Origin of the sequence: Veillonella parvula, from assembly GCF_902810435.1 — a bacterium.
In the GTDB taxonomy this organism is placed as follows: domain Bacteria; phylum Bacillota; class Negativicutes; order Veillonellales; family Veillonellaceae; genus Veillonella.
Genome location: NZ_LR778174.1, coordinates 2107061 through 2129330 on the forward strand (window position 1 = coordinate 2107061; position 22270 = coordinate 2129330).

At 40.0% G+C, this 22270-nt stretch carries 21 protein-coding genes; 4 read left to right on the forward strand and 17 right to left on the reverse strand.

The window, feature by feature from the left end; translation table 11 throughout:
* Positions 1-124 precede the first annotated feature (124 nt).
* The 6 genes from FNLLGLLA_RS09625 to FNLLGLLA_RS09650 all read right to left on the reverse strand — a co-directional run bounded on the left by FNLLGLLA_RS09625 (position 125) and on the right by FNLLGLLA_RS09650 (position 7340).
* Positions 125-1189: an ATP-binding protein gene (locus FNLLGLLA_RS09625; RefSeq protein ID WP_156697367.1), complete on the reverse strand. Its 1065-nt coding sequence runs from the start codon at positions 1187-1189 to the stop codon at positions 125-127.
* A 420-nt stretch (positions 1190-1609) separates the two neighbouring features.
* Positions 1610-2758, reverse strand: a complete 1149-nt coding sequence (locus FNLLGLLA_RS09630) for a glycoside hydrolase family 3 N-terminal domain-containing protein (RefSeq protein WP_156697368.1) — start codon at positions 2756-2758, stop codon at positions 1610-1612.
* A 489-nt stretch (positions 2759-3247) separates the two neighbouring features.
* On the reverse strand, positions 3248-4678 hold the full coding sequence (locus FNLLGLLA_RS09635) for a [FeFe] hydrogenase, group A (RefSeq protein ID WP_156697369.1): 1431 nt from the start codon (positions 4676-4678) through the stop codon (positions 3248-3250).
* A gap of 361 nt (positions 4679-5039) precedes the next feature.
* Complete coding sequence (gene tnpA / locus FNLLGLLA_RS09640; RefSeq protein WP_038125930.1) at positions 5040-5504, reverse strand: IS200/IS605 family transposase; 465 nt, start codon at positions 5502-5504, stop codon at positions 5040-5042.
* Positions 5505-5755: 251 nt separating this feature from the next.
* Entirely contained in the window at positions 5756-6130 is a 375-nt protein-coding gene (locus tag FNLLGLLA_RS09645; protein ID WP_156697370.1) for a hypothetical protein, read from the reverse strand.
* A 112-nt stretch (positions 6131-6242) separates the two neighbouring features.
* Complete coding sequence (locus FNLLGLLA_RS09650; protein ID WP_123138232.1) at positions 6243-7340, reverse strand: ArsR/SmtB family transcription factor; 1098 nt, start codon at positions 7338-7340, stop codon at positions 6243-6245.
* Positions 7341-7442: 102 nt separating this feature from the next.
* On the opposite strand from FNLLGLLA_RS09650, the gene FNLLGLLA_RS09655 reads away from it, so the two are divergent.
* The gene (locus FNLLGLLA_RS09655; RefSeq protein WP_123138233.1) at positions 7443-8798 is read left to right on the forward strand and encodes an MFS transporter; all 1356 of its coding nucleotides are present in this window, start codon (positions 7443-7445) and stop codon (positions 8796-8798) included.
* Positions 8799-9112: 314 nt separating this feature from the next.
* Here FNLLGLLA_RS09655 and FNLLGLLA_RS09660 read toward each other — a convergent pair whose 3' ends face one another.
* The 4 genes from FNLLGLLA_RS09660 to sfsA all read right to left on the reverse strand — a co-directional run bounded on the left by FNLLGLLA_RS09660 (position 9113) and on the right by sfsA (position 14473).
* Positions 9113-9484 carry a hypothetical protein gene (locus FNLLGLLA_RS09660; protein ID WP_004694430.1) on the reverse strand — a complete coding sequence of 124 codons (372 nt, stop codon included), beginning with the start codon at positions 9482-9484 and terminating at the stop codon, positions 9113-9115.
* A 78-nt stretch (positions 9485-9562) separates the two neighbouring features.
* Positions 9563-12031 (reverse strand): DNA gyrase subunit A, encoded by a 2469-nt coding sequence (gyrA, locus tag FNLLGLLA_RS09665; protein WP_021148786.1) that lies wholly within the window; start codon positions 12029-12031, stop codon positions 9563-9565.
* Between the two features lie 153 nt (positions 12032-12184).
* Positions 12185-12988 (reverse strand): hypothetical protein, encoded by an 804-nt coding sequence (locus FNLLGLLA_RS09670; protein ID WP_021148787.1) that lies wholly within the window; start codon positions 12986-12988, stop codon positions 12185-12187.
* A gap of 222 nt (positions 12989-13210) precedes the next feature.
* Positions 13211-14473 (reverse strand): DNA/RNA nuclease SfsA, encoded by a 1263-nt coding sequence (gene sfsA, locus FNLLGLLA_RS09675; protein ID WP_174892424.1) that lies wholly within the window; start codon positions 14471-14473, stop codon positions 13211-13213.
* A 393-nt stretch (positions 14474-14866) separates the two neighbouring features.
* On the opposite strand from sfsA, the gene FNLLGLLA_RS09680 reads away from it, so the two are divergent.
* The 3 genes from FNLLGLLA_RS09680 to FNLLGLLA_RS09690 all read left to right on the forward strand — a co-directional run bounded on the left by FNLLGLLA_RS09680 (position 14867) and on the right by FNLLGLLA_RS09690 (position 16854).
* Positions 14867-15823, forward strand: coding sequence for a DUF1858 domain-containing protein (locus FNLLGLLA_RS09680; protein ID WP_008714574.1), 957 nt, complete (start codon positions 14867-14869; stop codon positions 15821-15823).
* A gap of 1 nt (position 15824) precedes the next feature.
* Positions 15825-16490, forward strand: a complete 666-nt coding sequence (locus FNLLGLLA_RS09685) for a hypothetical protein (RefSeq protein ID WP_156697375.1) — start codon at positions 15825-15827, stop codon at positions 16488-16490.
* 76 nt (positions 16491-16566) lie between these two features.
* Positions 16567-16854: a cupin domain-containing protein gene (locus FNLLGLLA_RS09690; protein WP_008601907.1), complete on the forward strand. Its 288-nt coding sequence runs from the start codon at positions 16567-16569 to the stop codon at positions 16852-16854.
* Between the two features lie 163 nt (positions 16855-17017).
* Here FNLLGLLA_RS09690 and FNLLGLLA_RS09695 read toward each other — a convergent pair whose 3' ends face one another.
* From FNLLGLLA_RS09695 to FNLLGLLA_RS09725, 7 genes are all read right to left on the reverse strand, one after another.
* Positions 17018-17539, reverse strand: coding sequence for a nitroreductase family protein (locus FNLLGLLA_RS09695; protein ID WP_012865032.1), 522 nt, complete (start codon positions 17537-17539; stop codon positions 17018-17020).
* A gap of 108 nt (positions 17540-17647) precedes the next feature.
* Entirely contained in the window at positions 17648-18106 is a 459-nt protein-coding gene (locus tag FNLLGLLA_RS09700) for an OmpH family outer membrane protein (protein WP_004698051.1), read from the reverse strand.
* A 280-nt stretch (positions 18107-18386) separates the two neighbouring features.
* Positions 18387-18764: a GerW family sporulation protein gene (locus FNLLGLLA_RS09705; RefSeq protein WP_004698027.1), complete on the reverse strand. Its 378-nt coding sequence runs from the start codon at positions 18762-18764 to the stop codon at positions 18387-18389.
* Positions 18765-18841: 77 nt separating this feature from the next.
* The gene (locus FNLLGLLA_RS09710; protein WP_156697376.1) at positions 18842-19984 is read right to left on the reverse strand and encodes a hypothetical protein; all 1143 of its coding nucleotides are present in this window, start codon (positions 19982-19984) and stop codon (positions 18842-18844) included.
* Between the two features lie 29 nt (positions 19985-20013).
* The gene (locus tag FNLLGLLA_RS09715) at positions 20014-20592 is read right to left on the reverse strand and encodes a cob(I)yrinic acid a,c-diamide adenosyltransferase (RefSeq protein WP_004694402.1); all 579 of its coding nucleotides are present in this window, start codon (positions 20590-20592) and stop codon (positions 20014-20016) included.
* A 172-nt stretch (positions 20593-20764) separates the two neighbouring features.
* On the reverse strand, positions 20765-21721 hold the full coding sequence (locus FNLLGLLA_RS09720) for a M23 family metallopeptidase (RefSeq protein WP_101928903.1): 957 nt from the start codon (positions 21719-21721) through the stop codon (positions 20765-20767).
* Positions 21722-21730: 9 nt separating this feature from the next.
* Positions 21731-22252, reverse strand: a complete 522-nt coding sequence (locus tag FNLLGLLA_RS09725; protein WP_004694397.1) for a DUF4446 family protein — start codon at positions 22250-22252, stop codon at positions 21731-21733.
* Between the last annotated feature and the right edge of the window lie 18 nt (positions 22253-22270).

The following is a 22270-nucleotide window of genomic DNA, read 5'->3' on the forward strand; positions in this document are numbered from 1 at the left end:
CGTACAATTACTAAAAATGACACCACATATGTAATGTGGTGTCATTTTTTAGAGGAAATATATACTATCATTGGGTAATAGTATTCAATCTTTAAATAATAGTATTCAATCTGAAATTGTCTACTTAAACCGCAATACACGCGGCTTGAACAAAGTCGTTTAGCTGCGGTTTTACATGATTATAATATACATCAGCACCATAACCGCGCACGATGTCTCCCCAGTATTTATATACATAGCGGTACCAGAAATGGAACATACTGTTCGTGAAATGGTAATCCGCGTACTTCGCGTTCCCACGACTACTTGCCTGAATGCGGCCCACGAGCCCCATGGACATAAGATCGTTCAAACGAGATGTGAACGTGCCACTTTTAATTTGGCTTTCTTGTAAAAGCTCCACGTAGTACGGTCTTTCCAAGCTAGCAAGACCCGTTAAAATGGCATTGGCACCCGTTATATTTTTCATATCTCGATGCAAGATATATTGTGTTTCTTCAAAGAGAGCTCCCGTTACTGAGAAGAACAAATTAATAATATTCGTATCGATGCTTTCACCATTATCAAAGTATTGCACATAGGCAGGTAACCCACCGGTTACGGCAAAGACGGTGCGCAAATCATCCTTTGCATAGTGAAGGCCCAAGGATTTCATATCAACCAAGGAAAATGGTTTCACCTCGAGATATTCGGACACGAAAGGTCCGATAAGGCTGCGATTGCCAATGATACGGCCATCGAGCTGTTCCATGCCATTCGCCATCAAAATGATGTTCAAACGACTCGTATCTTTATAGGTATCTAATAAATCGCGCAAGTGAATTGGAAACTGAGATACAGCCTCTACCAAGGCAGGATAATCATCAATCACCACAGTTTGAGGTGTTTTCACACTACTTTCAAAAAGTCTTACAAAGGCCTCATGCAAGGTCTCTACAGGCTCAAACTTGTCTTGAGCATCAGCAGGAACAAAACGTGCCTCTAGCGCTCTATTTATATCAGCCACATGGACTGATTCATTAGCCATGCGCCCCGCCAAGTATACCGCCTTATGACGGCGTACAAGCTGCGAAGCCACATAGGATTTACCACTGCGATGAGGGCCATATACAACACATAAACTCATTCGGCCCAATGCAATACGGGACTGGATACTCTCTATAATCTCAGCACGTCCCACAAAATTCATATACTCACCTCCAACTATTTACGGAAATTATTATATCATAATTTTAAATCATTATTAAACTTTTTTTCATATAGTTAACATAGCTTTTTATTATGTTAATTTTTTTACCCATCAAATCAGAGCTTTCATGTGATACGTATTACCTTACTATCATAAAAGGCCTTATGATTACTTTATTCCCAGATATGTTTGATATCAACATATCCTATAAGGCATGGTTATATAAGTTATACATTATAAGATATACATATTAAACTATATATTTTATATTTTAATCTATATATGTTAAAAATGACGTGCTATACCTTTTGGTAAGCACGTCATTTGCATGTAAAGTATATTAAATTGTTACTGAATGTTCTTATACTAAGCTTCTTAATAATAAATATCTAATTACATAATCTGATATATCTACATATTTTATGGTTCAATTTGAGTTTGCATTTTCATCAATAAAATGCGCTTAACTGATTCGTTGAGGCGCTCGGTCGTAATCGTTCCATCCGCCACCGCCTGGGTCAGCGCACGATGGACTTCATCGATATGAATCGTATCCGCATCAACAAGGATGAGATCACTGCCCGCCAAGATAGAGGCCACAGCGTAATCGCCTATCTTTTGATTGGATTGCAACGCACCCACATCGATACGGTCTGTCATAACGATACCTTTATAGCCAAGCTCCTTGCGAAGCCAACCATCAATAATCGCCTTAGAGGAGCTCGCCAAATTCTCGTTATCGATAGCGGGAATTTGAATATGGCTCATCACGAGCATATAGCTATTCGCCGTCGTCTGTGCAATGAGACGTTTAAAGACGGCTACATCATTATTGCTGAGATACGCTTTCGCCTCATTAGCAGATCCAAAGGACGCATCCCCTAAGGTCACCGCCGGAAAGTAGTTATAAGCGAACCACATATGATTAATTTGGTAACGCTCCACCATGGCAAGGTTTATATGGCCTGCCCACGTGGGATCGGATGTATAGGACATATTAGGTACACCAAGATTAGCATTAGGCCCAATAACTAGGTTAAAACCCATATCCCGCATTTCAATAGCAGATCGCGTGGCCAAGTTGATGATACGATCCATAGGCAATTGCCCCCACCGATTGGGCTTCGGCAACCGCAAGAAACTTTCATTCCCATGCAATATGCGATCACGATGCACCGCAATATAAGGTGTCACCATGCTAGAGGTTATCGCCGTTTGCATAATATCGCTGGTGAAAGTTTTCACTTGGTTCTTATTAATAAGATTTTCATTCGTTAGCATAACGCCACTGACACGGTATTTTCGGATCACATCCTTTTGGGATTGTCCTATCGTACTGCCATGAAGGCTGATCATCATCAGCTGCCCCACCTTATCCTCTTGAGACATGGCCGCAAGCCAAGTGTCCACCTTTTCAGAAACCGGCTTGTCGGACTCCATGACGGCACGGTACGATACGGTTCGTACCGTTTCTTGTTCTGCCTGACTCTCATGTTGGCATCCAGTTGTACCAACGACAGCAACTAATAAGGCGATGCCACTCAGGACCCGCCGAAAAAACTGGTTCATCTCTCCTAAAAGCTCCTTAATGCTTACGCAATATTATGAATATTATGGGCTTTCTATGTTGCTCTCCCAATGCAACACCCATAAGTCCCCTCTTGATCCGTACAGTATATTTTTATATTATACACTAAATGATTCATCTTTTCCTCATAATAAAATAATTTTTTTATACTGAATTATTATAATAAAGTTATACAGTAAAAATATGTGAATTTTGAATAATTATATAAAAAAATCCTACGAATCGTTTAAAAAGTGACCGCACTGTAACAAAAGGCTACGTGAGTATCAAGTCACTCATGACCCGTAGGATTTTCTATTTTATGTTGTTATACCCTAAATGGCTAACGCTACTATGAGTGTATAAACATTTGATTACTTTATAACAGCCTGCTGTTTGAGTAATCGACTATTATTAACCTTTAAATTTTTCTTTCTTTACTGGCACATAGTCAACACCATCTTGCACCATATTCAAGCAATCGGCTATCATTAGCCTTTGAATTTAGGGGATGTTGGGCATGTTTCAGGTGTTACATCTTTACGAGTACCAAGAACTGCACTACGATTTGTGTAGTGTGTATGTAAAAGTTCGTGTGCCTTATGGCCCAATGGTTCGCCTAAGAAATCTTTGTACAATGTTTGGATTTCTTCATTTTCATAGGACGCAACCCATTTATAGTTTTCGTCAGCTTCGTAAAGACCGCCGATACGGGCTTCCTTAGTTTTAACTGCTTGAGGCAATTTAGTGCGCGGTTGACCACCGCCACCAATACAGCCACCTGGGCACGCCATAACTTCGATGAAGTCGTAGTGTTTGCCACTGTCTTTCAATGCATTCAAGAAGTCACGTGTATTTTTACCGCCATGAACAACAGCAACCGACAATGTTACATCATCACCCAATTGAACAGTTGCCTCTTTTACACCTTCCATACCGCGAACGTCTTCGAGATGAGTCAACGCATATGGAGGTGGCTCTTTATCAGTGATGAGCTTGTAAGCCGTACGCATCGCCGCTTCCATAACCCCACCAGTGTTACCGAAGATGATGGATGCGCCAGTTTCCATACCGATTAAGTCATCAAATTGGGAATCTTCAACGGCATTGAAGTCGAGGTTTTCCTCTTGGATCCAACGGATGAACTCACGAGTTGTGATGGAAATATCTGTATCCATGCCAAGGGATTCATCATTATGGTAACGAGCCGCCGCATTTTCTTCTTCCCGTTTCGTTTCTGCTTTTTTAGCCGTACAAGGGTTTACAGATACGGATACGATATTACGAGGATCGATGCCTTTTTTCTCTGCAAAGTACGTTTTAATCATGGCCGCTTCCATAGCGATACAAGAACGTGTGGAAGACAAGTTAGGAATCAATTCAGGGAAGTAGATTTCCGCAAAGCGAACCCACGCTGGGCAGCAGCTTGTAAACTGAGGAATTTGACCACCGTTTTTAAGGCGTTCTACAAGCTCGGATGCTTCCTCCATAATGGTTAAGTCCGCACCAAAGTTAGTATCTACTACATAGTCTGCACCAAGTGCACGCAAGGCACCAACCATTTTGCCTTCCAAGAATGTGCCAGGTTCATAACCGAAGCCTTCACCAATGGCTACACGAACAGCCGGAGCCGTTTGGATTACGACGATTTTTTCAGGATCTGCAAGGGCTGCTTTTACCTTTTCAAGCTCGGATTTAGCATGCATGGAGTCGAATGGGCATGCTGCCGCACATTGACCGCAATGGATACATACAGGCACATCGCCATTTGCATCAAGGTCGTAGTAATCAAGTACGCTCATTACATCCGCACAAGCGCGACGGCATAACGTACAGTTTTTACACTTGGAAATGTCGTGATAAATGGATGGATTGTCTAGTGCAATCGGCACGCGTTTATCGATAAATTCGTATTGAGACATGAGGACCTCCTCTAACAAACTATAACTACCAAACCTATTGGGGCGAAATATGCCAAACTACGGAGCACTGCGCCCAAGCCATACTTCTGCATCTTACCTATAGTATACGCTATAGTGAAAGTTTATACTATGTAGAATTGTTACACTTTTGCACAAAATCTCCGAAAAAGTGTAATATAAATCACATTTTACCATGAAACAATAAATAATTCACATAATCATAACCACCCGTAGAACGGGTGGTTTGCCCTGACCCTATAAGGGTCTTTCTCTAGTGGTGGCCCTCTAAAGAGGGCATTGAATGATCTGACAACCACTCTATTACCACTGGCTGCCCCCTACTCGGGGGCTTTTATTTTGCCTATTTTACCGGCTCACCCGTAAACGGGTCGGTATATTCTTTAAAGTTTAATGTATCTTGTGCTATATCTTCTTGTAACTGATTGCGAATATACTCTTTTATCGCTCCTTCATATCTTCCCACCGTATCCACATAATATCCTCTACACCAAAAATGTCTATTTCCATACTTATATTTTAAATTTGCGTGTTTATCGAATATCATGAGGCTACTTTTGCTTTTTAAATATCCCATAAAACTTGATACGCTTAAATGTGGTGGAATTGTTACTAGCATATGTATATGATCCGGACAGCATTCTGCCTCGATAATTTCTACATTTTTTCTCTTACATAAATCTCTTAGAATTTTACCTACATCAGCTTTTATCCGACCATAAATTATTTGCCTTCTATACTTTGGAGCAAAAACAATATGATATTTACATCTCCATTTACTATGTGATAAGCTTTTTACGTCATTCATTGACATTGAACCTCCTATGTTGAAATGTTGTGGTTGCCAGACCAACTCCATTTTAGCACTAGGAGGTTCTTTCCTTTTCTCTAAGAAATTTTACTGACCCCCAGTTTAACTGGGGGTTTAGTCATGCCTATTCGGCGTACAAAAAAACGCACGCCCTCCATAGGAGAACGTGCGCAAGTGAAGCTTTCACAAAATCATTCAATCTAGACAAGCCTGTACTAATTAACAGTGTACTCATCTGTAGGATTCAATTATTTACCGCCCCAAATAAGTTGGAATACAGCGTACGCAGGCGTACCTGGCTCAACTTTACGGCTATCTTTATTAACTTGTTCCTCTTTCACAACATAACCTTGTGGGTTATAAAGAGTCACCTTAAGATCTTTAACTTCCCGTTTTTTATGATTGAACTCTTCAGTCACGATGTAGTGGTAACCTTCGTAGTCCATAGCTTTAATGTCCATTACCGCTTTTTTATCGTCTTTTTTAACAGAATCATTGTCGATAGACCAAGTAACACCATTGCTATCAGTGCCTACTGTATACCAATTAGCCGCATCAACACTACCAATACCGCCGATTAATAATGCACCTGCTGCCAAAACAGCTGCCAATGTTTTTTTCATATTAATACCTCTCAAAGAAAATACAAAAATATACAAATTAGTATATAAGGGAAAACTAAATGTTATATGAAAACTATCTCTATCAACCCACAACATGATAATTCATCTTCTCTTAATTTCGAAAGAAGCGATAGAAATTTGGCATAAGTTGAGTAACTAACTCTGTCGGTTCATATAAAACAAACTTCTTCACTTTTCTTGCTTTCAATAACTTTGCATCTTTTAAAATTTGTAAGTGTCTCGATACACTTGAATCAGTCATTAATAAAATTTGTGCTAAAGACTGCGTCGTACATGGTTTCTCCAAAATATAGTTCATAATTTGTAGCCGCACTGAATCACTCAAAGCTTTAAAAATAGTAACTAATTCCTCCGGCGTGGAGTTATAGTAACTTGGTTGCTCCATAATATCATAAGTAATAGCAATTCCTTGATTAAAAGGTTCAACAAACAGATGTGGCCAAATAAAATAGCTTGGTAACAACATAATAGAATCGCTATCCTTTAAATGAATCTCTTGGTCAAAAGGTTTAATAATGGATAAGGCATCTTTTTCCCAATGGATTCGATCAATTTGTAAATGATTAAACATCTCTATAAAACCTTTTTCCCTCAAAAATGAAGATTGCTTTTGTATTTCAATTAAAAGCTTTTGCTCAATTGATTTTTCTTTCCAAGTATCATCAAAAATTGATTTTCTATACCAATCAATAAAAGAAAAAAGTCTCCTGTAAACACTTGTAGCATTTCGTCTCAAATCTTTAAGCAATTGATCATTTTCATTTAAAGAAAAATCTTTCCACTCTAGTCCTTTAGCTAATGTTGGAATAAAGGCATTTTCTCTATCATCTACTATTCTCTCCAAATACTCAATTAATCGAATAGTTGAATAATTAGCAAGAAATTCCTTTAAATTTTGTATTTCCTCTTCAATCGTTGTCATATGAGAGCGAAAATTACAAAGCAAAATAGGAGAGACCCCAAGTTCATAAAAAAGTTGGAAATAATGAAGATTCTCATAAAATTCTTCAGTAAGTTTATCTTGTATCTCAATCACCCAGTCAATATTAGTTCCATGATGGCGAGGATTTAGAAGAACATGTAAACTTCTAAAAAGTTCATTTAGAGGGGAATACACAAATTGTATTCTTTGTATCAACGTTTCATTTGTTTTCAAAGCATAATCGCTAAACCGAATTCTAATAGCCATAAACATCCTCCTGAACGATTCGATATTTTTTGAATCGTTTGATTATAGACTTTAGACTTATTATATTATACTTAATAGTTTTAAAGAAAAGGAGAAATCTTTATGAATAAACAATTGCAAGATTTACTCATAACAATTGTTGCAGGTATGGGAATGTTATTATCCACTCTTGATACAGGAATTATCAATATAGCATTACCCTTTTTAAAAGAACAGTTTCAAACTTCAACTGATATTGCAGCCTTCACAATAACTGGTTATACTTTAGCTTTAGCTATCTCTATCCTACCTTTAGGCGTATTAAGCGATAAATTTGGAAAATTAAAAATTTCTTATTTAGGATTCATGCTTTTTGGTCTGAGTTCTCTATTTTGTGGCTTAATTAACAATATCAATTTATTGATTATTGGACGAATTTTTCAAGGCATAGGAGCCGCTGCTTTACAAGCTACTTCTGCCGCACTAATTACAACTTTAGTGTCTGAAAAACGTAAAAATAGCTCTATTGGTATTCTAGGAATTATGATTGGTCTAGGCCCCATCCTAGGGCCTTCTTTAGGCGGGATTATACTTTCTTTAAGTTTCTGGCAACTTATTTTTTTGATAAATATTCCTTTTGTAATTCTCGGAATTGCATGTAATAATTTCCTTCTCAATAAACTCTCCGAAAAAAACAACAACCGACAATTAGATATGCTTGGAATTACTATAAACACTCTCATGTTAGTTTCTCTCTTATTAGGATTATCTTTATTAAACAAATCACATCTATTTGTAGTTGGTATAATCCTGATACTATCTAGCTTGTTGCTCGGAATTATATTTTACTATGTGGAACTTAAGAACAAACACGCACTTATCGATATCAAAGGATTAAAAAATAATCCTCAAGTAATCTCTTACCTTTTTCAAACAGTTACTTTTGGCTTTGCCTCTGCAATGATCTTTTTACTTCCCCCCTTCATTTTTGAACAATCATATCATCTAGAAGTGGGGCAAACTGGATTTCTTGTTCTAGGAGCTCCTACAGGGCTGGTGCTTTTTTCAAGAATATCCAGTAAAATCAATAACGGCAATAAAAATAAGCTATTTAGCCATATTGGTCTAAGTATTATTATCATATCCTTGATTTTTCTCTTACTGATCAATCCTAACTGGCCTTATCAACTCTTAACATTAGGATTATTCATCTACGGTATTGGTGGAGGATACTTTCAACCTGCTAATATTGCCAGTATTATGCAAGCCAGTCCTATGGAAATCCAAGGAAGTACAGGAGCTTTGCAACGAATGCTGCAAAATGTTGCGATTTCAATCGGTTCAGCTATTGGTGCAACTTGCTTAAATATCTGGTCAAATGATTTATTATTAGCAACTCGAATTGGATGGGGAATTACACTAATTCTGGTTATTATAAGTTTAAAAGAAGTATTTAAATTTTCCCATCATAATAGTTAATACAATCTAATCCAGAGGCTGTAATTAAAACTAAGTTTTAATTACAGCCTCTTTGTCATATCTATTCAATAACACACCTACCTAAAACAAAAACACACTCACCTTGGAATATTCTCTCTGTATGAAAAAAATGAATCTGACACGATTGAATATGAATATTCGCTCTGTAAGAGTACTAATAATATAGAAAGCCCCGAACTATTCTGAAAACGACTTAGGTCACTATGGAGGCTTTCAGGATAGTTCGGGGCTACTTATACGTTCTGAGTATCTAAATAGACAGAGCGAATATCAGCTTCTATTAAATTGTTGGATTATTTACCCCATAGGGCCTGCATAACTTCCGCCCCCATGGTATCCGGTTCAATTTTCGTAGGTTTTTGTGCTTCTTTACTGGATAGCAATGCTATACCAGCATTGCTATATACTGTTGTATCAAGTTCTGTCCATGTTTTTTCTTTGCGATCGATCCGTACTGTGTAGATATATGTAAAGCCTTCTACATTGTTAATTTTAACAAGTACTGTAGCCGCATCATCTGTTTTATATACAGAAGAGTTGTCAATAAACCATGCCGCATCGTCAGCATCAGCATCGATATAGTACCAGTCAGCAGCACTAGCTTGACCAAAGCCACCTACAAAGAAAACTCCTGCTGCAAACATAGCAGCTAGCCATTTTTTCATTTTTAAACTCCTCAACACTAGAGGCGACCATCTAAGATGATCGCCCATGGTTACTTAATAGTTATATAGTGTTTTATATTATTCTACTTCTTCTTCGATTTCAGCGCCTGGAATAACAGCAATACTAGCTACCTTATCACCTTCGTCGAGGTTTTGTGTTTTCACACCAGAGATAGCTTTGCCCTTCTTCACAGCGATGTCATTCATATTGAAGCGGATGATTTTACCTTGCTCAGAGATAAGCATGACTTCGTCATCGTTATGAACAACCTCTACGGCTACTACATCGCCGGTTTTGTTAGTAATCTTGAAGTTCTTAGAGCCTTTACCACCGCGTTTTTGCAATGTATAAGCTTCCGCATCATTGCGTTTACCAAAACCTTCTTCAGAGATAGTAAACACTTGTGCTTCACTTTCATCAGTATTAAGAACACCAGCGCCTACAACCACGTCGCCTGCATTTAATTTAATACCGCGCACGCCGTGAGCTGCCCGTTTCATGAGGCGCACATCGTGCTCGCTGAAGCGAATAGCGATACCCAACTTAGTGCCAATCAAGATGTCTTGGTTGCCAGTCGTTACGTTAACGGAAATCAAACGATCGCCTTCGTCGAGATTAATCGCATTGAGACCAGAACGACGGATATTGCGGTATTCTTCAATAGCTGTACGTTTTACAACGCCGAACTCAGTGACCATGAATAAATTTACATCTTCATGGACCCGTTCAAGGTCGATCATAGTCGTAACGGATTCGCCTACTGCGAGTGGCAATACGTTAACCATAGCGGTACCACGAGAGTTGCGGGAGCCTGCTTCCGGCACTTCGTACGCCTTGAGGCGATATGCACGGCCTGTAGATGTGAAGAATAACAATGTATTATGGGTCCGCACATGCATAATTTGCGTTACATAATCATCTTCCTTCGTCTTCATACCGATAACGCCAGCGCCGCCTTTATGTTGGTTGCGATATACGTTCGCGTTCATGCGTTTGATGTAACCTTGTTTAGTCAAGGTAATAACCATTTCTTCGTCAGCAATGAGGTCTTCTACATCAAGGTCGGACGTATCGATGGTGATTTCAGAACGACGAGGGTCGCCGTATTTTTTCTTCATATCATCGAGTTCGTCTTTGATAATTTGTCGTTGACGCGCTTCGTTAGCCAAGATAGCTTTCAAATCTTCGATCAATGCCAACAATTCCTTGTATTCCTCTTCGATTTTCTCGCGTTCCAAGCCTGTTAAACGGCGTAAACGCATGTCGAGGATGGCAACCGCTTGTTTTTCTGAAAGCCCGAATTTTTGCATTAATGCATTGCGTGCAATTTCGTCAGTTTGGGAACTGCGGATTGTAGCGATTACTTCATCGATGTGGTCGAGGGCAATCAACAAGCCTTCCAAGATATGAGCACGCGCTTCGGCTTTGTTAAGCTCGAATTGAGTGCGGCGTACGATAACATCTAGACGATGATCTAAGTAGTAACCCAATACTTCTTTCAAATTCAATACGCGAGGATGTCCATCTACGAGAGCGAGCATAATCACGCCGAATGTTTCTTGAAGTTGAGTGTGTTTATATAATTTGTTAAGTACGATGTCTGGTTGCACGTCAGCCCGTAATTCGATAACGATGCGCATACCTTGGCGGTCAGATTCATCGCGAAGTGCTGTAATGCCATCAATAACCTTATCACGGCTCAAGTTCGCAATTGTTTCGATAACGCGAGCCTTATTAACTTGGTACGGAATCTCAGTCACTACGATTTTATGCTTTCCCTTAGACATCTCTTCGATGGTCGCACGAGCACGCATTTTAACGCTACCACGACCTGTAGAATACGCTTTTTTGATGCCTTCTCGGCCCAAAATGAGCGCTCCAGTTGGGAAGTCTGGACCTTTAATAGCGGTCATCAATTCATCTACAGTCACATCCGGATTGTCGATGAGCATCGCTAGGCCATTACATACCTCGTTGAGGTTATGTGGTGGAATATTTGTCGCCATCCCTACGGCGATACCGCTGGAACCATTGATGAGAAGATTAGGAATCTTCGCTGGCAATACAGTTGGTTCTTGCAAGCTTTCATCATAGTTCGGCATGAAATCAACAGTTTCCTTGTCGATATCGGCAAGCATTTCTGTTGTAATCTTCGCCATACGTACTTCGGTATAACGCATCGCAGCGGCACTATCGCCGTCGATGGAGCCAAAGTTACCGTGACCGTCTACCAAGAGGTAGCGCGTATTGAAATCTTGCGCCAAACGAACCGTCGCATCGTAAACGGAACTATCACCATGTGGATGATACTTACCGAGTACGTCACCGACGATACGAGCGGATTTCTTGTACGGTTTATTTGGCGTCATGCCTGTTTCGTGCATCGCATACAAAATACGACGATGTACTGGTTTCAAGCCATCGCGCACATCTGGAAGCGCACGCATTACGATTACGGACATTGCATAATCGATGTACGCATTCTTCATTTCTTTATCAATCTGAACGGGATGAATATTCCCGTGGGACCATTGTTGGTCTGCCACAATCTCACCTCATTTTACTAACACTGATACTAATTCATCATATAATTATAGCATTTTTAAGGTGTTAACGCTATCTTTTATGTCTATTTACATACTAAATATCGGTTATATCGAGCTATCATTTTTCAATGTATATTACCATAGCTCTCAAAGTTAATGCACCGCATGTTGTATCATATCATCTAAAATGCTAGCAAAGTCTCGTTCTACAGCCGAAGTGTCGTTACCAGTACTACCAATACCTGTTAGCATGGTTTCTTTCCAATCATTTTTTGCCATAAATCGAAAGGCGATCAAATACTTAGCTTTTGTTTTGTCCGCTTCTCCTTTTGGTAGATAATAAAAGCCTACGCTTCTATCAGAACGAGGGTGCAATAACGCTGGGTTGTCTTGCGGTTTATACAGGCTATATATAGATTTCATAAAGGTTAGAATATCTCCACCCTTTACAGATTCGTCTACAAAGATAATCTCATCATATGTGAATAGAGATATCTTATTAGTACCTGCTACACGTGTCGCTTTAGACTTAGCTAGCTCCAAGGCTTCCTCGTGCGTCGCCATCCGTATGCCATACTGCTTAGCACGTTCCACTAACGAACCATTCAAATGAACTAAATACGCTTGTGAATACGCAAAATCCGCATCATTTTTTCGCTCGCCACCAGGGGCCGGCAATGTTGGCCACTTGACTACAGAATTTGTAGTAAAGGAAATACCATTACTTTCATCATAAAACACATACACATTTCGCTGGAATGGCTTCTCCTTCTCCACCACAGATGACTGAAGAACAAGATTCGGATGCACAACCGAAAACTCCTTCTCCACGCTAGACTTGATATCCTCTGGTGTCGCAGGATCACCATTCTCCGTCGTCCAAATGAAAGAACAACCACTCAACACAACACTACAAACACCAACGATACCTAACAACACATACCTAAACAACCTCATACACAAAACCTCCCCTCTCTCTATGTAAAAACTATAGAATGAATATGCTGGGATAACTATGGATAGGACTATATTATTATTGATGGGACACCTTTATAACTAGCGTATTAAAAAGGGCTATTACCTATTGATGAGCGACTTAGGTCACTATGGAGCGAAGAGATAGGTAATAGCACTTTTTAATTAATTATGTATATAGTTCTCGGGCCCCATCAATAATAATTACCTATTAACTAGTTCATCTAGCATATTCATCCTGTAATTTTCTATTACATTCATAAAGAATTGATTGTGTATCGGGTTTTCGCTCATTCCGAATAAATGGCTGTTGCACTCACAGTCGCTGCACCCAAAATTCGGTACATTCCATTCCGCAATAGCTCGCACCGCATCAGCGAGAGCACATTCTACGTCAATTTTAGTTAGATCTACATCTGCACTTTCACGAGCAGCCGAATCATCATAAAATTTACCTTTCTGCCGTTCCTGAGCGGAAATTGTCATAGCCTGCGGTCGCCCACTGGTACGTATTGGCAAGCCTGCTATCATTTCGCAGTGACCTCGGAAGTAATCTAAATGCCAGTGCATTTTCTTCCGTTTTCGTTTATGACGTTCAATGCGTTTCGTCAAATTTGCCTTCGCAGAGCCAACGTACATATAGTAACCAGATTTGAAATGCATTATCCCTTTAGAACCGATTTCGAGATCTAAATCGTGATCGAGGTTCATGACCATCACATACACGCCACTATCATGAGCCTCTGTGTCGAGGATACTACTAGGATAGGAACATTCGTGTGTCACCGTAGGCATGGTGAAAGTTTCATCCCAAGCCACAGCAACGGCTTTCCAATCTAAAAAAGGTGCTACCTCTTTAAAAGTACGGGCAAATTTCAAATCCGTATGATAATCTGGCAAGAACCACTGTGCTTGATCCCATTGCACGAGGAACAGAACACCTGTGTGGTAGCCTTCATTTTGCAACTCTTTCAGATGCAATAAATGCTTGCGGCCTCGCTCTGTAATCGCATCAGGGAACATGGCTCCCGTCTTGGAGAACAAAGTACAGGACTTAACCTCTAGTAAGAACTCATCGCCCTTATCATTGGTGAGGAGCAAGTCAAAGCGAGATGATGTGCCGTGTAGTTTAACCGCATACTCCCGTCTCACTACGCGCCACTCCTCCCAACCAGGGATACGTTTATTTTCGATTAAATATTGCGCCACATCGTTGCTGTAGTTTGTGTCGAGCATGATAACAACGCCATCACGTTCTATACCTATCACGCGGTATTTCGTCTTTGCATCTGGCTTGTCGTGAGGGACGATGTACATCGTTACCCCCGTAAACAAAAGCTCCCACATGCGACCAGGATTTGGCAAATGAGCGAGTATGCTTTCACCATTCAAATCTAAAGTCACCACAAAACGATTCGGGCGACCTATATATGTTGCTTTTAAAATAGTATCGTAAAGGACTTTCATCGTTTCTCCTACATCAAGAACATTCTATATGTCTATTATACGATATATAACCCCTGGGTTTCATCTGTAAACAGTATCGTATATAATTATAGTTAGTAACAATCAATAATTAATATTAAAAAGTTCTATTTTTGTAGCTTGGGTTACATTATTGTTTGTTAAAATGGTTTATACTAAGAGCGTCGGGTCAGTATTCTAAATACCCATACTGATCATTACGTCGGGTTTTGTTGAGGCATCGCCTAGTTGATCTCATCCCACTTGTCCGTATATATGTGCGAAGCTTTCACAAAACCCTAGGGCGTAAATAATTAATATACAAAGAGTTTTATAGATTAACTAAGTAGTTTTAGCCACTATTCTCCGCAGAGAGGGCTCGAGAAAGGATTTATCATGGCACAAATTGCAGCAAATTTACAACGCATTAAAAACGGCCAACGCCGTTATGCAATTACACCTCGCATTCCAGGAGGTTTCATTCAACCTGATCAATTACAAAAATATATCGACGTAGCGAATGAGTTCGGCGCCGTTCTTAAATTAACTGGCAGCCAACGCATTATGATTACGAATTTGAAAGCAGAAGACGTAGATAAAGCATGGGAGATGCTTGGCATGGAGCCAGCGTACACTGTATCTAACCGCGTACGCAGCGTAAAAATCTGCCCAGGTACTACCTTCTGTAAACGCGCTAAACAAGACAGCGTACATCTTGGCATGCAAATCGAACGCAAGTACTTGTCCCTTGAAATGCCAAGCAAAATGAAAATCGGCGTGTCCGGTTGTCCAAATTCTTGTACTGAAAGCCGCATGAAAGATGTGGGCGTTATCGGTACTGTAGAAGGTTGGAATGTATACGCTGGCGGTAGCGGCGGCGCGCATCCTCGCATCGGCGACCTCATCGCAGAAGTTAAAACAGAAAAAGAAGCTCTTGCATTAGTTGATCGAATCATCGCATACTATAAAGAAAACGCACAAATCGAACGCATGGGCGAATTCATCGACCGCATTGGTTTAGAGGCTTTTAAAGCAGCTGTATTGGGCGACCTTGAAGGGGCTCCAGCTGAAAGCAAGTCCGAAGAACCAGCTGTGTTCTTACCAGGTCAAGGTAACGATCCTGAAGTGGAAGCACCACGCCTCGAAGCAGGTGCCCCTATCACTCCAGACACAATTATTCGCGACATCGTTGAAACCTATCCAAATGTTGTACCTGTATTACAAGGTATTGGTATGGGTTGCCTAGGTTGCCCATCTGCAACAGCTGAGCCATTATGGCAAGCCGCAGAAATCCACGGTTTTAATGTATACGATTTAGTAGAGAAATTAGAAACAGCACGAAAAGGAGCTTAATATGTCCGCATTCTTAGGTCACATCCATTACTGGTTATATCGCAAAATTCAATTGCTCGTTGAGCGTGAAAATTTGATTTTAGAAAAAACTTCTAAAGTTGTTGATGATTTGGCGGAGGAACTACACTCCATCTCCGTAGATACATACGGCAAGCCAATCAATCCAAGCATTCCTTTGGAAAACATCATCGACCACGGCAATATTCACGGCTGGTTAGCTAACCAAATCAACATTGCTTCCGTTCGCGAAGCGGCTTTCATCAAAGACATGCTCGACACAAATTCCGGCGATGAAGCAGTACACGTAGTAACCGCTATTCTAGATGCCTTTGCAGTACAAGGACAAGCATGTGGCGTTGTGGCTCAAGATAACCTTGAAGAACACACTGCACCAGCGATTTACAATGCGTTACAAAACTTCTACGTAAATGGCATGCCTTGCGATGGTGGTGACCAAGTGGTTTCTGAAAGCCCAGAAGAATTTACCTGGGTTGGCGACCACAGATTACAAGCAGGCTACTGGCGTACAGCGGGCATTGACCCTAAGTTCATGGCATTAGCCTACCAAACATGGTTCGAAGCTTTTGTGAAAGCTATCGATCCAGCCTTTGAACTTGTAACAACAGAAGAAAACGGCACACGTTTATATACAATTAAGAAAAAATAAATCCATAACAGTTCGTTTGATTAAGAAAATATAAACGGATGAAAATGGACAAAAAGCTAGAATTAGGAGGTCTATTATGGCAGGCACAGTTAATCAAGAATTAGGTTTATTATTCCAAGGTCCTAACTATGTAATCGTAAAAAAAGGCGGCAAAGCTGGTGAACAAGTTGAAAAACACAACCACCCAGAAGCTAATGTTATCTTTACAGTAGTAAAAGGTAAAGTACAAGTACTTCTTAACGAAACTGAAGAACATGTACTCGTACCAGGCCAAGTATTGGAATTCAACGGCGATAACTACATCCAAGCAACACTCGTAGAAGACAGCGAGTTCGTTGTAAACCTCATTCACAAACCTGAATAAAATACCAAAGGACAGTTGATACAAGCAACTGTCCTTTTTATATGGTGTATGTATTAAAAAGAAATAATATAGTTATTAGGTTTTATATAGCTATTTAGTGGTTCAGTTATATCCATAGTTATTAAATACCCACAGGATAATACACAATCTAAAGAGTATTCTTTTAAAAGGAGTTATAAGTTGTAAATTCCCCCACATCAAAGCGTTTCGTATGACCTGGTGCAGGAACACAGTCTGAATGAGGGTAACCAATTGGGAAGATGGCTACAGGAATGATATTATCAGGCAAGTTATATGCCTTGCGTACTTTAGCAGGATCAAAGTGAGCAATCCACGTTGTACCTAAACCGATATCGGCTACGGTAAACATAATGTGAGAGCCTACAATGCTGGCATCTACAACGCCTAAATCTTCATCGTCGTATTCCCGCTTCCAGCTCACCGTATTATCGTAACAAACAATGATTGCCAACGGTGCATTAAAGTGACCATTTGTGCAGCCTTTTAGTTTGTTTAAGCTCTCTTCAGTATTTAATACAAGCAGTCTTTGCGGCTGGTAGTTATGAGCCGTAGGTGCTAATCTAGCTACTTCTAACAAAATATCTACCTTCTCTTGCTCCACTGGTCGAGTATCAAATTTTCGAACCGAATACCGCTCTGTGGCTAATGCTTTAAATTCTTTCATTAGATCTCACTCCTTTATCGGATTTATCAAAATATATTTTAAACAGTAAGTATCCCATACAATAAACTACCCCCTATCTGATTACTCAGTTAGGGGGTTTTGTGCTTATTATTTTTTAAGACGACTAATTACTTCGTTAGTAATGTTTTCGATTTTGCTGTTTGCGTCAGCAGCACGAATTGTGTATGGATCATCCAATACTACGTCCATTTGTTTTTCAACACGGATAGCTTCAACAGTGTTATGAATTGCTTGCATCATAGGTTGAGCAATTTTATTGATTTCTTCGTTTTCTTTTTGAAGCAATGGAGCTACAGTTTTGTTGAATTCTGCTTCTGCTTGTGCAGAGTCTTTAATCTTTTCAATTTCTTGTACTTTTTTTTCAATTTGTGGACGGTATTGAGCGTCTACTTGTTGCATTTTCATATCTAATGCACCGTAGCCAGGGTAGCTATTTACTACTTGGCTCATATTTACTAAGCCAATGTTAGCAGCACTTGCTACTGCAGCAGTAGCAGACATAGCACCAACGATAGCTAAGGTAGTCAATTTTTTAGATAATTTCATCTGAAATCCTCCTCGATTAAAAGTGTCACTATACAATCCAATAGTGTACTATTTTTACTATAACAAATCTTGCTAACTTTCACAAGACTATGATAAATAGCATAATAAAGACCTATGAACTACTTATGAAAGTTATGAGAACTTAAAATAATACCCACAAGCATACTCTGAGACCCTTAAAGCAGTCGATACAAACATATTCAGAACACACATGTGGGCATTTCGGCTTTCACCAATTATTTATAATTTGTCATCAAATAATGGTTTATTATTCACCAAATTATTGTTCATCATTTAAATAGATGTATTTATCGGATTTCAATTTAGATACAAGATCAGGTACCAAACCGATAAGACGATCAAAGCTGCTGCTGTAAGGATTGCCCTTAATGTTGAACAATTCGATGCGGTCACCTTTAATGACAAGGATCGCACTTGGTTCCATCTTGGCACCACCGCCACCGCCGCCAGATTCTTGGCTTTTATTGGCTGTGCAGTGGTTTGTACCAGTACCGAAGCCAAAGGTTACATCAACAAATGGGACGAGCGTAGTATCGCCGATTTGCACAGCTTCACCAACTACAGTTTCCACTTTAATCATATTTTTAAACTTCTCGAATAGGACTTCCAAATTCTCTTTTACATTACTGTTCTCCATCACAGTACCTCCGCTTTTTGTGAAAGTATTATAGCTATAATAATACAGCTCATATACTCAATTGACTTTATATATCCTTACGCTGTTTGACCTTGTTCAGCTTTTAGCTTTTCTAGCTGCTTTGCTTCCTTCCGTTTAACCCAGAAGACACGAGCACTTTCACCCAATAGGGAACGCATAGGTTTAGATACCAAGAATCTAGTACCATACCACGCCAATACGGCAAGAATCATACGACCTTTGATATAACCACTGCCTTCAGCTACCCAGTTCACATAATCTATCTCAATAGACTCTGCTTGCTCAGGCCAAATGCTATACAACATAGATGCAATAAGCCCCATCCGATACGGATCGCCAATACCAAATCGGCCCTCTATAGCCATATCACGTGGTTTAGAATGGTTATAGCATCGTTTCGACACAAGGAATATCTGACGCCACAGCTCTGTATTTCTCAAGTGTTTCATAAACCAGAATGTAGGAATTTCAGACTTGAATGATGCTACCGGATCATTAGGATCAGGCTTTCCAAAACGTTGTTTCACAGTCGTTTTAATATCATTTACCTTCGTAAATACCTTTTCCTTGATAGATCCGTCACTATTAAAAGTAACACGACTTACTACTTCATCATCATCTTGAATGTGAGCCGTTGGATCTTGTTGAATCGAGTCATACCGATCAGCACGAGCTTGTGCATCCATATCCTTAGATTCCGCATCAGGTCGTTCAATACGTTCCTTACGTTCCTCTTGATTAGGTGAGCTCCCCGCCCCTGGTGATTCTTCATCATCAAAGATTGTATTGGAGCCTTGGGCGCTCTTCAAGTCATCAAAGCTTGTACCGCTGGAGCTTGTAGTTGGACCTTGTCCGCCTCCTTGCATAGCCTTTGCAAAGGCTTCTGCCATGTCGCCATCATCGTCCATTACCTTTTGATATTCTTCATCTACACGATTTTCAAGCCATTGTTCATAATCTTTCACAGGACCGATCTTAAGTACACCTAAAACGTATAATTCCTTAAAAAATGGTTTATTTTGAATGTACGCTAAGTGGAGTGAAAATACGCGCCACAGCCATTTGATGCGCAGCTCACCACGATATGGCGTCCGTCCATCAATTTCGATGCTATATGTGATTGGTGCCAGTAGGATAGTCAAGATGAGTGCTACAATAATGGCCACAATAACGAGGACCACAATAGCCACTGTACTCAACCACATCACCTCCTTAGGTGTTCCTATGATTAGTTTTCAATGCCTTTTCGAGCCATTACACCTTGTAGGTAGTAATGTTTAATCTCTTTCATCTCCGTTACGAGATCTGCCTCATCAATTAATTCTTGAGGAGCCCCACGGCCCGTAAATACGAGTTCCGTTTCTGGATGACGAGCATCGAGTAAAGCTTTAGTTTTATCCCATGTAATGAGTTCAAAGAAGAGAGCCATATTGTACTCATCAAGTACAACGAGGTCGTACTCACCACTGCTGATCGCAGCGAGTGCACGTTCATAGCCTTTTTCAATGAGAGCTACATAATCCTTCGGAGGATTACCAGACTCAAAGACAACGACTTCATCGCCCCATTTAGCAAGTTCATCCTTACTCTTCATCCCTTCTTTGATGATAAAGAATGGCTTGCCCACAGTTTCTAACGTTAAATTTGTTAAGGTAGGTAAAATAGTATGTTCACTATATACTTTAGATTTCATAAATTGTAAGAAGAGGACTTTCTTGCCAGCGCCGATGGCACGAATAGCTAGGCCAATTGCGGCAGTCGTTTTGCCCTTGCCTTCACCGGTATAAACTTGTACATAGGCCTTCATAGATATACCTCCGTTCATATACTTTTATTTTACAATATATATATACAAAAAGAAAGAAAAAGAACTTGCTATAAGCGCATATGCACGCATAACAAGTTCTTTTCATATGTATTGTATTTAATTTTGAGTATATAGTATTTGATTTACGTGTATCACAATTGATTTTGCGTATCTAATTGCTAATCGGTAAGAAAATCATAGGATCTACAGGTGTATTGTTGAGGCGTACCTCGTAGTGAACGTGGGCACCCGTACTTTTACCAGTACTACCCATCAAAGCTATGGTTTGACCTTGTTTCACACTCATCCCTACTGTTACCAATACAGCACTATTATGGCCATAACGGGTAACAAAGCCATTGCCATGATCGATTTCAACGAGGTTACCATAACCGCCGCTTGTATACCCTGCAAAGGTTACCACCCCTGCCGCAGTAGCTACAATTTGGGAACCATAGTCATCGGCAATATCGATACCTTCATGGAATGCACCAATAGCACCCGTAACAGGATCAACACGGCTACCAAATGGAGATGTAATAACACCCTTACTCGGCCAAATACTAGGTGTCGTACTATTCACAGCACCACCAGAACCAGCGGAGAAGTTGATGGATTGTAATGCCATCAAATCTTGTGCGCCACCATCACGAAGAATATTGCGCATCGTATAGAAGCTAACAAGCAATTTTTGTGCTTCCTTATCCATTTTGGACAGTCGAGCCGATAATTGTGCCGCTGTTAACGTCTGTACTTCGCTATTATCAGCGGCTTCCTGCTTTGGGTCACTACCATCCCCGCCACCTTGAGCTGGTGTACCAGATTCAGCACCCTTTAACATTTGCTTATTCTCTTCACTAATTTGATTTAAGTTTTGAATTTTCTTATCCAGAACCTCTGTTTTTTGTTGTAACAATTTCAACTGTTCCGATTGTAATTGCGTTTGTTGTCGTAATTGCACAACCTCAGCCTGACGCACGATGCCCCAAATACCGAGTACCAATGCCAAGACCAATACTACAGAACCAATAATGGCAACGAGTTTCGCTTGTTTGGTAGTTAATGTCAATATGCAGTTGTCACCATTTCTTTCAACTTTGTTTGAAATGAATGCCGGTATTTTCAACATAAAACTTCCTTATTTCGAGACGATAGCGCTCGTCAACGCTTCCTCATTGGTACGCTCACCCAACGCTTCGTTCAAACTTTCTAATTCTTCTTGTGAAAGACTTACTAAACTTTTACCTTTCACAATAGGTTTACTAAAAATACGAGATTCGCTACGACCGTAAATACTGGAGATACAGATGCCATTATTGTTGCCATCTAGCAAGGTAAGCGCAAAGGACAGATCATTTCCGATATTTTCAAAGGCATTATACTTAATAAAACCAATTTTTTGTATCGTATTGCTCTGAATATTACGGATTGCCACTTGCTCGGATAACAAGGACTCAAGGCCCTTTGCAGCATCGCGAATTTCACTAACCTCTACAGATAATTTACGTTCTAGGCTCGCACCATGCTCCCCTTGCATAAAGAAATCGTATTTCTTTTTCAAGCTACCTAAACGGATGTGTAAGATTACACAATATACGAATAACACTATAACAAGAACGATGGTAACCATGCCTATCCACGGTTGAATCGATTCGAACATGTATTTTCCTTCCTATAC